14 protein-coding genes are annotated in these 12,648 nt (G+C 74.2%); 5 read left to right on the forward strand and 9 right to left on the reverse strand.

Annotated features, from left to right (window positions below):
- Positions 1 to 207: 207 nt before the first annotated feature.
- The 3 genes from mug to Asi02nite_RS35430 are packed head-to-tail and all read right to left on the reverse strand — an operon-like array spanning position 208 to position 2,081.
- Positions 208 to 753 (reverse strand): G/U mismatch-specific DNA glycosylase, encoded by a 546-nt coding sequence (gene mug, locus Asi02nite_RS35420; protein WP_203718406.1) that lies wholly within the window; start codon positions 751 to 753, stop codon positions 208 to 210.
- Positions 750 to 1,511 (reverse strand): SDR family oxidoreductase, encoded by a 762-nt coding sequence (locus tag Asi02nite_RS35425; RefSeq protein WP_203718407.1) that lies wholly within the window; start codon positions 1,509 to 1,511, stop codon positions 750 to 752. Before Asi02nite_RS35425 ends, mug begins: the two co-directional genes overlap by 4 nt.
- Positions 1,512 to 1,550: 39 nt before the next feature.
- Positions 1,551 to 2,081, reverse strand: coding sequence for a helix-turn-helix domain-containing protein (locus Asi02nite_RS35430; protein ID WP_203718408.1), 531 nt, complete (start codon positions 2,079 to 2,081; stop codon positions 1,551 to 1,553).
- Positions 2,082 to 2,133: 52 nt separating this feature from the next.
- Between Asi02nite_RS35430 and Asi02nite_RS35435 the strand changes: the two genes are divergently transcribed.
- Positions 2,134 to 3,048, forward strand: a complete 915-nt coding sequence (locus tag Asi02nite_RS35435; protein ID WP_239127471.1) for an alpha/beta fold hydrolase — start codon at positions 2,134 to 2,136, stop codon at positions 3,046 to 3,048.
- Between the two features lie 58 nt (positions 3,049 to 3,106).
- Here the strand turns inward: Asi02nite_RS35435 and Asi02nite_RS35440 are convergent, their stop codons facing one another.
- Both Asi02nite_RS35440 and Asi02nite_RS35445 read right to left on the reverse strand, forming a co-directional pair.
- Complete coding sequence (locus Asi02nite_RS35440; protein ID WP_203718409.1) at positions 3,107 to 4,348, reverse strand: four-carbon acid sugar kinase family protein; 1,242 nt, start codon at positions 4,346 to 4,348, stop codon at positions 3,107 to 3,109.
- Between the two features lie 9 nt (positions 4,349 to 4,357).
- Complete coding sequence (locus tag Asi02nite_RS35445) at positions 4,358 to 5,110, reverse strand: SDR family NAD(P)-dependent oxidoreductase (RefSeq protein ID WP_239127472.1); 753 nt, start codon at positions 5,108 to 5,110, stop codon at positions 4,358 to 4,360.
- Positions 5,111 to 5,166: 56 nt separating this feature from the next.
- Here Asi02nite_RS35445 and Asi02nite_RS35450 point away from each other — a divergent pair, with 56 nt between their 5' ends.
- Entirely contained in the window at positions 5,167 to 6,180 is a 1,014-nt protein-coding gene (locus Asi02nite_RS35450; protein WP_203718411.1) for an alcohol dehydrogenase catalytic domain-containing protein, read from the forward strand.
- Here the strand turns inward: Asi02nite_RS35450 and Asi02nite_RS35455 are convergent.
- The 3 genes from Asi02nite_RS35455 to Asi02nite_RS35465 are packed head-to-tail and all read right to left on the reverse strand — an operon-like array spanning position 6,167 to position 9,258.
- Entirely contained in the window at positions 6,167 to 7,396 is a 1,230-nt protein-coding gene (locus Asi02nite_RS35455) for an MFS transporter (RefSeq protein ID WP_239127474.1), read from the reverse strand. The two genes, Asi02nite_RS35450 and Asi02nite_RS35455, sit on opposite strands and share 14 nt — an antisense overlap.
- 54 nt (positions 7,397 to 7,450) lie before the next feature.
- Positions 7,451 to 8,128, reverse strand: coding sequence for a response regulator (locus Asi02nite_RS35460; RefSeq protein WP_203718412.1), 678 nt, complete (start codon positions 8,126 to 8,128; stop codon positions 7,451 to 7,453).
- Positions 8,125 to 9,258 (reverse strand): sensor histidine kinase, encoded by a 1,134-nt coding sequence (locus Asi02nite_RS35465; RefSeq protein ID WP_203718413.1) that lies wholly within the window; start codon positions 9,256 to 9,258, stop codon positions 8,125 to 8,127. The genes Asi02nite_RS35460 and Asi02nite_RS35465 overlap by 4 nt, the downstream gene beginning before the upstream one ends.
- 177 nt (positions 9,259 to 9,435) lie before the next feature.
- On the opposite strand from Asi02nite_RS35465, the gene Asi02nite_RS35470 reads away from it, so the two are divergent.
- The 3 genes from Asi02nite_RS35470 to Asi02nite_RS35480 all read left to right on the forward strand — a co-directional run bounded on the left by Asi02nite_RS35470 (position 9,436) and on the right by Asi02nite_RS35480 (position 11,180).
- A complete protein-coding gene (locus Asi02nite_RS35470) occupies positions 9,436 to 9,846 on the forward strand; it encodes a DUF6069 family protein (RefSeq protein ID WP_203718414.1) in 411 nt (136 codons plus the stop codon).
- Positions 9,847 to 9,874: 28 nt separating this feature from the next.
- Positions 9,875 to 10,096 (forward strand): hypothetical protein, encoded by a 222-nt coding sequence (locus Asi02nite_RS35475; protein WP_203718415.1) that lies wholly within the window; start codon positions 9,875 to 9,877, stop codon positions 10,094 to 10,096.
- Positions 10,097 to 10,232: 136 nt separating this feature from the next.
- On the forward strand, positions 10,233 to 11,180 hold the full coding sequence (locus Asi02nite_RS35480) for a hypothetical protein (RefSeq protein WP_203718416.1): 948 nt from the start codon (positions 10,233 to 10,235) through the stop codon (positions 11,178 to 11,180).
- On the opposite strand, the gene Asi02nite_RS35485 is transcribed toward Asi02nite_RS35480, so the two are convergent.
- Positions 11,164 to 12,012 carry a hypothetical protein gene (locus Asi02nite_RS35485; RefSeq protein ID WP_239127477.1) on the reverse strand — a complete coding sequence of 283 codons (849 nt, stop codon included), beginning with the start codon at positions 12,010 to 12,012 and terminating at the stop codon, positions 11,164 to 11,166. The two genes, Asi02nite_RS35480 and Asi02nite_RS35485, sit on opposite strands and share 17 nt — an antisense overlap.
- Between the last annotated feature and the right edge of the window lie 636 nt (positions 12,013 to 12,648).

The raw sequence follows: 12,648 nt of genomic DNA on the forward strand, positions 1-12,648 counted from the left end.
GCCCGGGTCTTCGTGTACGACGGCGAGCACGCGTTCCGGCTAACTCCGCGAGGACGGCAACGACCAGCGCCAGCGCCGCCGCCGGCGAGGCGCACGGGCTGAGACGGACAAGTGCGGGCCGCAACCGCCTGATGACCGTCCGATCGCACGCACCTCCTCCCCCGACGAACCGTGACCACAGCATGCTCGCCCGACGTTGGATCCCCGTTATGCGGCAGCCAACCGGAGAAGCTCGAACTCCCGGGCCAGATCAGCGATCTGGAAGTGCGCGTTGAGGCCGCTGGGATTCGGCAGGATCCACAGCCGCGCCGGCCCCGCGTGCTCCTCCTGCGCTCCGATCGTCGCCTTCGGCCGCCCGAACGCCGCGCGATAGGCCGTCACCCCGAGGATCGCGATCCACCGCGGGCGCCACTGTGAAGCCTTGGCCGCCAGCGCCACTCCCCCGGCGACGAGTTCGGCCCGGCTCAGCTCCTCGGCCCGTGCAGACGCCCGATCGACCAGGTTCGTGACACCCAGGCCAACGTCCAAGAGGGACAGTTGCTCGTCCGGCGACAGCTGCCGGTCCGTGAAGCCCGACCGGTGCAGCGCCGGCCAGAAGCGATTGCCCGGGCGGGCGAAGTGGTGCCCGGTCGCGGCCGAGTACAGGCCCGGGTTGATGCCGCAGAACACCACCCGCAGGTCGGGCGCGATCACGTCGGGAATGGTCAGGTCGGCCGCGGCGGCGAGGTCGGCCTTCGTCGGTCTGGTCGTCACAGCGCGCGGATCAACCCGCCGTCGACGGCGATCGCCGAACCGGTCACATAGGACGCCGCCGGCGACAGCAGGAACGCGGCGGCCCGCCCGAACTCGGCCGCGTCGCCGATCCGGCGCAGCGGCACGTCGTCGGCGGCGCCGGCGCGGGCCCGGGTCGGGTCGTCGGGGTCGCCGTAGGTGGCCCGCGTGCGGTCCGTCAGGAACCGACCCGGCAGGAGACTGACCACGCGTACGCCGCGCGGCCCCAACTCGTCGGCCATGTCCTTGGCGACGCCGACCAGGCCCGGCCGGAAGCCGTTGGAGATGCCGAGGTTCTGGATCGGCGTGCGGGCCGACGACGAGAGCACGAGGCCGATCGCGCCGCCGGGCGGCAGCGCCGCGGCGATCGTGCGGGCCGTGCGGACGGCGCCGAGGAAGACCGTCTCGAACGACGTACGCCAGTCGTCGTCCGTGGTGCCCAGCGCCGTGCCGGGCGGCGGCCCGCCGACGGAGATCAGCGCGCCGTCGAGCCGGCCGAACTCGGCGCGGGCCAGGGCCACCAGCGCGGCCGCGCAGTCGCCCTGCGCGAGGTCGGCCACCACGCCCACGACCTTGCCGGGCCCGCCGAGCTCGGCGACCGCGGCGTCCACGTGGTCCGGGTGGCGCGAGGAGACGACCACCCGCGCACCCTCGTCGACCAGGCAGCGCGCGGTGGCGAAGCCGAGGCCGCGGGTGGCGCCGGTCAGCACGTACACGCGGTCCGCCAGCCCCAGGTCCATGTCAGGATCCTGCCGTACCGGCGGGTAGGTCACAAACGCTCACTGCCCCGCCATCGGGAACAGGATGGGGCTGAGCAGGTGGGCCCGGCGGTCTGGCGCCGGCGGGTTGCCCACGCGGGCGACGAGCACGGCGCGCATCGCCTCGACCAGCTCCGCCCGCTCGTCGTCGGAGAGCCAGATCGCGTGCTGCCGGAAGCCGACGAGGTCACCGGCCGGGTCAGCGTCGCCGGCGGCCAGATAGCCGTCGAACTCGGCGATCAGCGTCGCCATCGCGGCGGCGAACGCGTGCCGCAGCTCGTCGGGTGTCGCCGCGGCGGCCCGGTCGGGCGGAATCGTGGCGCGATCGCGCCGCAGCCGGTAGCTGCGCTCCACGAAGCCGCGCACGCGCTGCTCCCCCGCGACCTCGATGATCCCGGCGTCGGCCAGCACCGCGACATGCCGGTAGACGGTTGCCTTCGAGACGTCGGGCATCCGCTCCAGGAGCTGCGCGGTCGTCACCGTGCGGTCGCCGGACAGGGCGTGCACGATCCGCAATCGCACGGGGTGCACCAGCAACTCGACGGTGTCCACCCGATGATGTTCTCACATTTGACACTGGTCGCAAACATGAGACCATTAGGCCATGACAAACCTCGGGCACCGGTACGCCGTGGGCGACCGCGAACTCTGGCTGCACCACGAGCCCGGCACGACCGGCCCGACCGTGGTCTACCTGCCCGGCGCGGGCCTGATCGGCCTCGACTTCCTGGCGGCTCAACGACGCACGGGCCCGGCGGTGACCTACGACCGCGCGGGCACGGGCTGGAGCGACCCGGCGCCACTCCCGCGCAGCGCGGCCGACGTGGCCACGGAGCTACGCGCCCTGCTCCGGGCGGCGGACGTCGCAGGCCCGGTCATCCTGGCGGGCCACTCGCTCGGCGCGTTCTACGCCCGCCGCTACGCGCAGCTGTTTCCGGACGACGTCGCCGGCCTGCTCCTGCTCGACCCCGGCCACGAGGACATCTTCGACTTCCTGCCCCCGGAGGCGAAGGAGATCGACGCCGCGATCAAGCGCCACACCGAGACGATCCCGGAGCTGACCGACGAGCAGCGGTCCATGGCCCGCGGGCAGTACGCGCAGCTCTACGCGGAGTGGCCGGCCGCCGAGCGGGTCACGCTGACCGACTACCACCTCGACAAGTGGCGGATCGCCCTCGACGAGACCCGCAACTTCGACACGGACATCTACGCGGAGCTACGGGCGGGCGGCGCGCTGCCGGACGTACCCCTGCTGGTCCTGACCGCCGCGGGCCGCAACCCGGTCTGGGAGCAGTTCGCGGACCCGGACCTGGTGACCGCGGCGCACGCGGGTATCGACGCCATGCACCGCGCGATCGCGGCGGCGGTCCCCCGCGGCGAGCACCGTGTCGTTCCCGACGCGTCGCACGGCTTCCTCGCGATGCAACACCCGGGCGCGATCGCGGCGGCGGTCACCGACCTCCGCGCCGCCCACGGCGACCCGGCCCGGACCACCAGCACGTCCGGCACGGCCTCCTGACCCAGGACCACGGGTCTGCCGCCGGCGCCTGCCTTCGCCCGGAAGGCCCCCCGACGCTTCACCGCCACACGTCCAGGGCGGCCAGGGCGTCGACCAAGGTCTCCGGGCCGCCCACGTTGCCGGGGACGATGACCTGGACCGTGCCGTCGGGGTGGTCCCAGACCGAGATGCCGGGTGACAGCTGCCCGCGTACCTCGGCCCGCGTCGCCTGCAGCGCCGTCCGCGCCACCTCCGCGGACGTGATGCCGCCCTTGGTCACCACCGTGCCCGCGGCGACCGTCGCGCACGCCGCCGTCAGCGCCCGCATCACCCGCTCCCCGGCGGCGAGCGACCCGTGCTCCGGAAGACGGATCCGGGCGGTGCTGAGGACGGCGACATCCCGCGCCCGCAGGTCCGCCCGCAGCCGCGCCGCGACCGACCGGCCCGCGTCGTCCGGATCCGCCAGCGCCGCCGCCGTGTCGATCACGACGGCGTCGGTGCCGAGACGCTCGGTGAGGGCCGCCAACTGCGCCGTCGCGGCCCCGGTGTGCGAACCGCAGACGACCAGCACCCCCGGCCTGGCCGCGGCCAACGGCCGTTCGAGATAGCCCGTGCTCCGGCAGTCCGCGCACATCGCCGCCAGCGTCGCCGCCGACCGCACCGCGATGTCCGGCCGCGCCGCGAGCGCTCGCATCAGACCACTGTGGACGAGCGCGATGTCCCCGTCGTCGCGCGCGTCCGGCACCACGAACTCGCCGGGAGCGGCCGCCCGCAGCGCCGCTTCGACCGCTGCTCCCCCGCTGGCGCGCAACTCCTGCAACGAGACCGCGACGCCCGACCGCGCGCCCCGCTCCCGCACGAACTCGAGCAGGTTCGAGCCGCGGTAGCCGAACACCGGGTCCCGGGCGAACTCCGTCTCACCCACCGGCGTCTCGACGCCGTCGACCACCGCCCGGTGCACCGACCCCACGGTGGTCCGCCCGCCCGCGGGGAAGGCCGGCACGAACAGCACGCACCCGGTGTCGCCGGCGAACACGTCGGACTCCGCGAAGACGTGGCCGCGCAGGGTCGAGTCGCCGCGCAGCACCGGCAGGATCCGTTGCCCCAGCTCGCGTTCGGCCGCCGCGAGCGAGTCGCGGACCCGGCGGGCGAGCGCGACGGCCGCGGCGGCGTCGAGAGCGCGCGAGTTCGTCTGCAGATAGACCGCGCGCCGGGCGCGCAACTCCGCCACCAGAGCCGCGGTGTCCCACGCGAGCAGCACCGGGACCCCGGTCGCCGTCTGGGTGCCGGTCGGGTCGTCGTCGAGCACAACGGTCAGCACGCGAACACCTCAATGCAGGTGGGATCCGCCGTTGACGTCGATCGTCGCACCGGTCAGGTAGGCGGCGTCGGGAGACGCGAGGAAGGCGATCACCCCGGCCACGTCCGCCGCGGTGGCGAGCCGGCCGACGAGCGTCGTACCCGCCAGCTCGGCCTTGCGGTCCTCGGTCAGGGCACCTCCGGTGATGTCGGTGTCGACCATGCTGGGCGCGACCGCGTTGACCGTGATGCCCTCCTTGTCGAGCTCGCGGGCCAGCGACCGGGTGAGCCCGAGGATCGCGGCCTTGCTCGCCGAGTAGTGGGACGCGCCGAACACCCCGCCGCCGCGCTGGGCCGAGACCGACGACAGGTTGACGACGCGGCCGTAGCCGCGGGCCCGCATGCCCGGCAGCACCGCCTGGGTCACCAGGAACGTGCCGCGCACGTTCACCGCGAACACCCGCTCCCACTCCGCCAACGTGATGTCCGCGAACCGCGTCGGCGACGTGATCCCGGCGATGTTCGCGAGCACCGTGACGGGCGGAAGCGTAGCTTCGGCGGTACGCACGGCAGCGGCGACGGAGGTCTGGTCGGTCACGTCGGCGTGCGCGGCGAAGACCGCCGGACTGCCGGCGCCCGAGGCCGCCCGTGCGGTCTCGGCCGCCGCGTCGGCGTCGAGGTCGAGCACCCCGACCGCGTAGCCGAGCGCGGCGAACCGCAGCGCCGTGGCCCGCCCGATGCCGCGCCGGGAACCGCCGCCCGTGATGAGGATCGTGCCGGACACGGGACACCTCCTCGGAATACGATCATCACAGCACATATCGGAATCGAGGTCCACCCATGCTTGTGGCCGTCGCCGCGGCACCGAACCAGCCGCTCAGCTTCGTCGAGCGGGACGTCCCCGAGCCCGGCTTCGGTGAGGTGCTGGTCAAGGTGACAGCGTGTGGGGTCTGCTACACCGACCTCGACGTGCTCCAGGGACGCTGGCCCATCGCCACCTTCCCGCTCGTCCCGGGCCACGAGATCACCGGCACGGTCGCCGCCACCGGGCCCGACGTCACCTGGCCCGAGGTCGGCGCCACGGTGGGCGCCCAGATCCTCGGTGACTCCGACCGGCACTGCGACTACTGCGTACGCGGCGAACAGATCCTCTGTCCCCACAAGCGGTTCACGGGCATCTCGTTCGACGGCGGCTACGCGGAATACGCCGTGCTCCAGGCCGACTTCGTCAGCCCGCTGCCGCCCACGCTCGACCCCGTCGCGGCCGCGCCGTTGATGTGCGCCGGCCTGACCGCCTTCAACGCCCTGCGCCGGGCCGGGATCGCGCCCACCTCGCGCGTCGCCGTCATCGGCGGCAGTGGGACGCTCGGCACGCTGGCGGTCCGGTACGCGGTCGCGATGGGCGCCCGCGTCGCCGTCATCGGCCGGTCGCACCGCGGCGCCGAGGCGGCCCGGGCACTCGGCGCCGAACGGTTCGTCGCGACCCAGGACACCGATCCCGCCGTGGCCCTGCAGACCTGGGACGGCGGCGCGGACATCGTCCTCAACGCCGCGCCGTCCACCGCGGCCGCCGCCGCCGCGTTCCCGGGGCTGGCACCGGACGGCACGCTCGTGCTGTGCGGCTACGACCAGGAGCCGCTGAGCCTGCCGACCGACCCGCTGGTCCTCGGCCGGCGGCGCGCGTTGGGCAACCCGTCGGGCTCACCGCACGACGCGCGCGACACCCTGGCCTTCTCGGCGGCGCACGGCATCGTCCCGGAGTTCACCGCGATCGGCCTGCGTGACGCGAACGCGGCGCTCGAGAAGATGGCCGCGGGTCAGCTGAGCAAGCGGGCGATCATCACGTTCGGCTGAGGACGCGCTCCGGGGCGGTGGCGGCGAACGATCGGCGCAGCAGCAGAGGCGTGGCCAGGATGAGCATCCCCGCGACCAGGATGGCGGTGCGGGGGCCGGTGACGGCGGCGAGCAGCCCGCCGAGGGCGCTCAGCACGGCGATCGCGGCGCTGGTGCTGATGGACCAGGCGGTGAGCGTACGCGCGACGCGCTCCTGGGGTGTCTGTTCGAGGCGGTAGGTGGCCAGCACCGGGTTGTAGAGGCTCATGCTGACGATGATCGCGAGTTCGACCGCGATGACCGTCGCGAGCCCGAGCGGTCCAGGTTGGACGAACGCGAGGCCGAGCAGCCAGACCACCCGCAACGTGCCGACGACGCGGAGGATCCGGTCCTGGCCGTAGCGCGTCACGACCCGGCGGGCCAGCCGCGAGCCGACGAGACCGCCGACGCAGGGCGCCGCGAAGGCGAGGCCGTACTCCCAGGGCGCGAAACCGAGATCCCGCAACAGGAGCACGGCGAGCAGGGGCTCGGTCGCCATGATCAGTCCGTTCACGCAGAGCTGGTTGAGGAAGAGCGCCCGCAGGCCCGGGTGGCATAGCAGGTGGCGCCAGCCGTCGAGCAGCTCGCCGCGCGGTCGCGAAGCCGGGCGCCGCGGCGGTTCCTCGCGACCGCCGATCGCGGCGATGCCGAGCGCCGACAGCAGATAGCTCAGCGCGTCGGCCACCACCGTCGTCACCGGGCCGAACAGGCCGATCGCGGCCCCGCCGAGCGGTGGACCGACGGCGATCGAGCTCCAGTTGGTCGACTCGAAGCGGGCGTTGGCCACGAGCAGGTCGTCGCGGCGCACGAGCGACTTGAGGAACGCGCCGCTGGCGGCGGCGAAGGCGATCTTCGCGGCGGCGACCACGGCCGAGACCACGAGCAGGTGGGCGAAACTCAACCGACCCGACGCGTACGCGACGGGGATCGTGATCATCACCCCGAACCGCGTGAGGTCCATGGCGATCATGACCCGGCGCTTGCGGCGGAACTCGACCCACGGCCCGAGCGGCAGGGCGAGCAGCGCGCCGACCGCGGGCCCCACCGCCGCGAGCGCCGACACCTGCGCCGGGCCGGCGTCGAGCACCAGCACGGCGATCAGCGGAAGGGCGCCGAAGCCGAGGCCGGAACCATAGGAGCTCACGGCGTACGACGCCCACAGCCAACCGAACCGCCGGCCCAACGACCGTCGCGCCACCGACCCTCCCCCGTTCGCACCCGGCGTCGATCCCACCAGGCCCGAGGGGCGGGATCAAACCTCAGCGTCGCCGGGGCGGACGAGTCCGCTCTCGTAGGCGAACACCGCCGCCTGGACGCGGTCGCGGAGGTCGAGCTTCGTCAGGATGGCCGAGACGTGCGTCTTGACCGTTCCCAGGCTGAGGAACAGGGCCTCGGCGATCTCGGTGTTGGACCGGCCGCGGGCGACGAGGGTCAGCACCTCCGCCTCGCGGGCGCTGAGCTGGGCGAGGGCCTTGGCCAGGGCCGGAGGTGTGGCCTGTCCCGGTTGGCCGGTCGCGAACCGGTCGAGCATCCGCCGGGTGACGGGTGGCGCGAGCATCGCGTCGCCGCGCGCCACCGCCCGGATGCCGTCGACGATCTCCGTGGGCCGCATGCTCTTGAGCATGAAGCCGCTGGCGCCGGCCTGGAGCGCCGCGTAGACGTGCTCGTCGAGGTCGAACGTCGTCAGCATGACGACCTTCGCGGGGTTGCCGCCCGCGACGATCCGGCGGGTCGCCTCGATGCCGTCCATCCCCTCCATCCGGACGTCCATCAGCACCACGTCGGGCGACTTCGCCTCGGTCACCGCGACCGCCTCCCGGCCGTCGGCCGCCTCGCCGACGACCTCGAGATCGTCACGGGCGTCGATGATCATGACAAAGCCTTCGCGTACGGCGTGCTGGTCGTCGACCACGACGACGCGGATCGTCATGCCGCGGCCTTCTGCCGCAGCGGCAGCCGGGCCGACACCTGGAAGCCGCCGGTGGCGCGGGGGCCGGCGTCGAGGGTGCCGCCGAGCAGCCTGGCCCGCTCGCGCATGCCGGTCAGGCCGTGCCCGCCGCCCGCTGCCGCCCTGCCGGTGCTTCCGCCAGTGCCGTCGTCGGTGATGTCGAGCCGTATCTCGGTCTCGTCGTACGCGAGCCGGACGTCGGCGCGCCGGGCCCGCCCGTGGCGCAGGCTGTTGGTCAGCGACTCCTGCACGATGCGGTAGGCCGACAGCCCCACGTCGGGCGGCACCGGGCGCTCGACGCCCGTCCGGTCGACGGCGACCACGAGACCGGTCACGCCGAGCGACCGGGCCAGCTCGTCGAGCTGTTCGAGACCGGGCTGCGGCGTACGCGGCTCGGCTTCGACGGCTTCGTCGGGGCGCATGGTGCGCAGCATCGCATGGAGCTCGTCGAGCGCGGTCCGCCCGGCCTCCTGGATCGTGTCGAGCGCCGCCCGCGCCTTCTCGGGCCGCGCGTCGAAGATGTCGGCGGCCGCGGCGGCCTGGACGAGCATCACCGACACGGTGTGTGCGACGACGTCGTGCAGCTCGCGGGCGATCCGGGCGCGTTCGGCGTCGACGATGCGCTGCCGCTCCTCCCGGCGCCGGATCATGCGGGTGCGGCCCAGCTCGCCCCAGGCCCAGCTGAAGCCGAAGGCGAAGACGCCCAGCAGCACGTCGCGCCAGCCGCCGGTGACCAGCGCCCACGGCGAGAGCAGCACGGCCACGCCCAACGCCCAGAGCGACACACGCGGAGGGCGGATCCAGGCGAAGTACGCGAGCGGCGCGGCGGCGAGTCCCAACCAGCCGACGTGCGGGGCGAGCGCCTGGATGCCGACACCCGCGGCGAGGGCCGTACCCATCGCGATCTCGGGCCGGCGGGTGATCCAGAGGACGGTGCTCGCCTGCACCAGCGCGAGCGCGACGGCCGCGACCAGCGCGGGTGTGCCCGTGGGGCCGCCGCGCGTGACCAGGATCAGCGAGACCAGACCGGCGGTCATGGCGACCGCGACGGCGATCTCGACGGAGGGCCGGCGCCGCCGCCGGTGCTGTTCGGGCGGGCAGTCGATGGACATGCCCTGAACGTACGTGCCGGCGGGTGCGCGGTCATCGGTCGCCAGATCGACCTGTGCCGTACGCGGATCGGTCGCGCGACGGATCGCCGGACCGGTCCCGCGCCCGATGCTCGCCGAGGCCCCGGCGGCGGAAGGTTTACGGCAGCCGATACAACGTATCCCCGAAGGAGCCCGGCCATGTCAACGACCGCCACCGTTTCCCCGGCCGCCTACGACTGGCGCGCCGCCCGCCGCAAGCGGATCCTCGCCATCGCCGGCACGATGGCCGCCAACTGCGTCGTCTGGACGATCGCGGTCCCGGTCGCCGGCGTCGACCTCTCGGTCGGCCCGACGGAGATCACCCTGACGGCCGTCTCCGTGGTGACGCTGCTCGCGGGCCTGCTGGCCTGGACCCTGCTGGGCCTGCTGCGCCGGTGGACCCGCCGGCCGACGGCCGCCTTCACCTGGATCGCCGGCGCGGTGCTGCTGGTCTCTCTGCTGGGGCCGCTCGGCGCCGACTCCACGGGCGCGGTCGTGACGCTGCTGGTCATGCACCTGGTCGCCGGCGCGGGCCTGATCCCCACCCTGCCGCGCACCGTCCGCCGCTGACCCTCACACGGGGTGGCAGGGCAGCGGAATGTCGTTCTTCGCCACCAACGCCTGGTCCGCGAGGGCCCGCGAGACCGGCGATCGTCACCTGTTGCCGGGGTCCGGAGTCGGCGGCGGGTGGACCGCGGCGAGGACGCACGTCCAGGCGTGCACCTCGATCTCGACCGGCGGGCTGCTCGGCTCGGGCGGCCTCGACGAGGCGCGGACCATCCGTGGCTGGGTGGTCCCGGGCGGGCCGCCGGCCAGGTAGAGGACGAATACAACCCGGCCATGACCGCTCGTCGTGTACGCACGCGGGCACGTTGGACACGCACCACCAACGGCTCGCGTCGGGCTGATGACGGCCGGGATGCAACCTGGTGTGCGCCACGGGACTCGTGGGTGTTGTGGAGATCATCAGCTTCGGCGGGCCGGAGCCGCGCCCGACCGGACGGCGGCGGCCCGTCGTCGGCCTTCTAGTGGTGGCGGGCCTGGTCCTCGCGGTCGCCGGCGAACCGCGCACGGCGGTCGTGGCCTCGCCGAGGCCGGCGGGTTCGACCGCACCGGGCTGCGTACCCGTCGGGTGGGCGCAGAGCCCGTCCATCACTTTGATCGCCGGGTTGGCGCTCGGCGACGAGCCCGGCCAAGGGCTCGACCGCTGCGACCGCGCGGCGGTCGACGGCCCGTGGTCCGTGATCGTCCGGGCTCCCGGCGGCTCGCTCGGCCGCCACGGCGCGGTGGTCACGTTCCCCGTGGAGGCGCCGCGGACCGGCCGGCCCGTCGGCGTCGGCCGGGAGCGCGGATCCGCCGCCGGCCGGGCGATCACCTGGCCGCTCGCGAAACACCACGCCCGCGTACGCGGCGACCTCGCCGAAGCCGACCTGATCGCGCTCGCCACCCGCACCAGGATCGTCGACGGCCGCCCGGTGGTGGACCCACCCGCCGGCCTGACGGTCGTGGCGAGCGTCCCGTTGCGGCCGCCGACGGTGCACGAGCTGCGCTACGGCGCGGCCGACCTCGGTGAGCAGGGCGAGCTCGGCGGCGGCCTGGTCTACACGGGCGTGAGCGCGGGCGGCGGCTTCGAGGACCAGCTCTACGCGACGGTCGAGACCCAGGACGGCCCGCCGCTGGCCGGTAGGCCGACCGTCGTCTCGCCGGTCTCCGGCGGCAACGCGACGCTCGCCTGGGAGGCGGCACCGGGGGTGGTGGCCTACGTCGGCTACAGCGGCGCCCAACTCGACCCGGGCGCGATAACACCACTGCACCGCCTCGCCACGGCGGCCCGCGTGCTGTCCGGCTCCGATTGGCAGGCGACGACGCCGACGACCGCCGACCAGCTCAACGAACCCGGCTGACACCGGTCGGCGACCGGGTACGGCGGCGGGTGGCGTCCGCGAGCACCAGCAACCCGGGGAGTGCGCCCAGGAGCAGGATCGCCGCCAGCGGCCAGTGGATCAGGCTGGCCACGGCGCCGCGGATCTCGGGGACGTCGCCGACGACGAACGACTCCTCCTCGGCCGCCGCGGTGCGGCAGCTGAACGCGAAGGTGCCGGCCCTCGGGACCTCGAAGGAAGCCACCCACGCGTAGCTGGCGTAGTCGCCGCCGTAATCGGCGGGTGGGACCGTCACCCGACGCACGGGGCTGCCCCCGGCGACCTCGCAGTCCGGATCGTGGGCGGCGAAGCCCACCGCGTAGATCGCGTACCGGCCGGCGGCCGGCAGTTCCAGCGGACCCGGCGTCGCGACGGGGCCGACGCCGCCGTACAGCGGGCCGGGACCCCCGCCGACCGTGCTGTCCTCCGCACCCAACCCGACCGTCCCCTGCGCGAGCAGTGCGCCCAGCACGGCGACAACGGCGCCCACCACGAAGCCACCGCGGCGCGGCCGGCGCGCCCGCAGCCGATGCCCGACGACCACGCCGCCCACCGTCAGCCCGCCGGCGGCGACCACCACGGTCGACCACGGGGCGGTGCCACTGAGCGGGATGACCCAGCGGAAGACGGCGAGCGACAGGGCGACAAGGACCAGAGCGACCGCGCCCGCCGACAGCCTTCGACGACCCGCCGTGAGCGCGGCGGCCAGGACCGGCGCCGCCCCGACGGTCCACCACAGCGCCGTCGAGACCGGCTGGTCTTCCTCCCACCGGTGGGTCCACTCGAAGAACACCAACGGAGCGGTAACGGTCACCGCAAACCACAGCGCGACGGTGACCGGACCGGGCAAGGCTGCCCACAACCCGACCCGCCACGACCCTGCCCGCACGCGTCCCGCTCCAATCCGGCGAATGCTCCCGGTCCTGACCGGAGTCCCGCAAACACCCAGGAGGGTTCGAGCCTACGCATGCGCCAGGTCTTCGTGGTGGGAGCGCCGACCGCGCCGATACCGGTCGCCTCCGCTTTAGAGCGGACCGTCCACGCGCCCGCCGTGTCGGCGTTGGCCGCCGGACCCGGTGCCGGCTGGCCTGCGTGATCTGGTTCCGGACCGGCGCAGCAGCTGCGGACGCCGGCCGGTCTTCGACGCGGTCGCGGGGCGCTCGCCTCTCGAGGCGCCTGTACGCAGGCCGCCGCCACAGCGCGGCACTTCGGGCCTGGAGCATCCCACCGCAGGCAACGGGGCACCGCTACCGCAACCCCTCATGCCCCGCGCCCCCACTGGGCGCAACGCGACTAGGCGGACGCAGCGCACGCGGCCCTGTGCCCCACCGGGCGCATCGCGAAATGGCGGGCGCGGCGGGCGGGGCGCGGTGCGGCCCAGCGGACGCGGCCCAGCGGACGCGGCCCAGCGGACGCGGCCCTGTGCCCCACCGGGCGCACCGCGACAAGG

This window comes from Asanoa siamensis (genome assembly GCF_016862555.1).
GTDB classification, from domain to species: Bacteria; Actinomycetota; Actinomycetes; order Mycobacteriales; family Micromonosporaceae; genus Asanoa; species Asanoa siamensis.

Bases quoted from the DNA above. Each gene is read 5' to 3' on its own strand.
- Asi02nite_RS35425 (WP_203718407.1), bottom strand. From the start codon at position 1,511: ATGGACCTGGGGCTGGCGGACCGCGTGTACGTGCTGACCGGCGCCACC.
- Asi02nite_RS35435 (WP_239127471.1), top strand. From the start codon at position 2,134: ATGACAAACCTCGGGCACCGGTACGCCGTGGGCGACCGCGAACTCTGG.
- Asi02nite_RS35450 (WP_203718411.1), top strand. From the start codon at position 5,167: ATGCTTGTGGCCGTCGCCGCGGCACCGAACCAGCCGCTCAGCTTCGTC.
- Asi02nite_RS35460 (WP_203718412.1), bottom strand. From the start codon at position 8,128: ATGACGATCCGCGTCGTCGTGGTCGACGACCAGCACGCCGTACGCGAA.
- Asi02nite_RS35465 (WP_203718413.1), bottom strand. From the start codon at position 9,258: ATGTCCATCGACTGCCCGCCCGAACAGCACCGGCGGCGGCGCCGGCCC.
- Asi02nite_RS35470 (WP_203718414.1), top strand. From the start codon at position 9,436: ATGTCAACGACCGCCACCGTTTCCCCGGCCGCCTACGACTGGCGCGCC.
- Asi02nite_RS35475 (WP_203718415.1), top strand. From the start codon at position 9,875: ATGTCGTTCTTCGCCACCAACGCCTGGTCCGCGAGGGCCCGCGAGACC.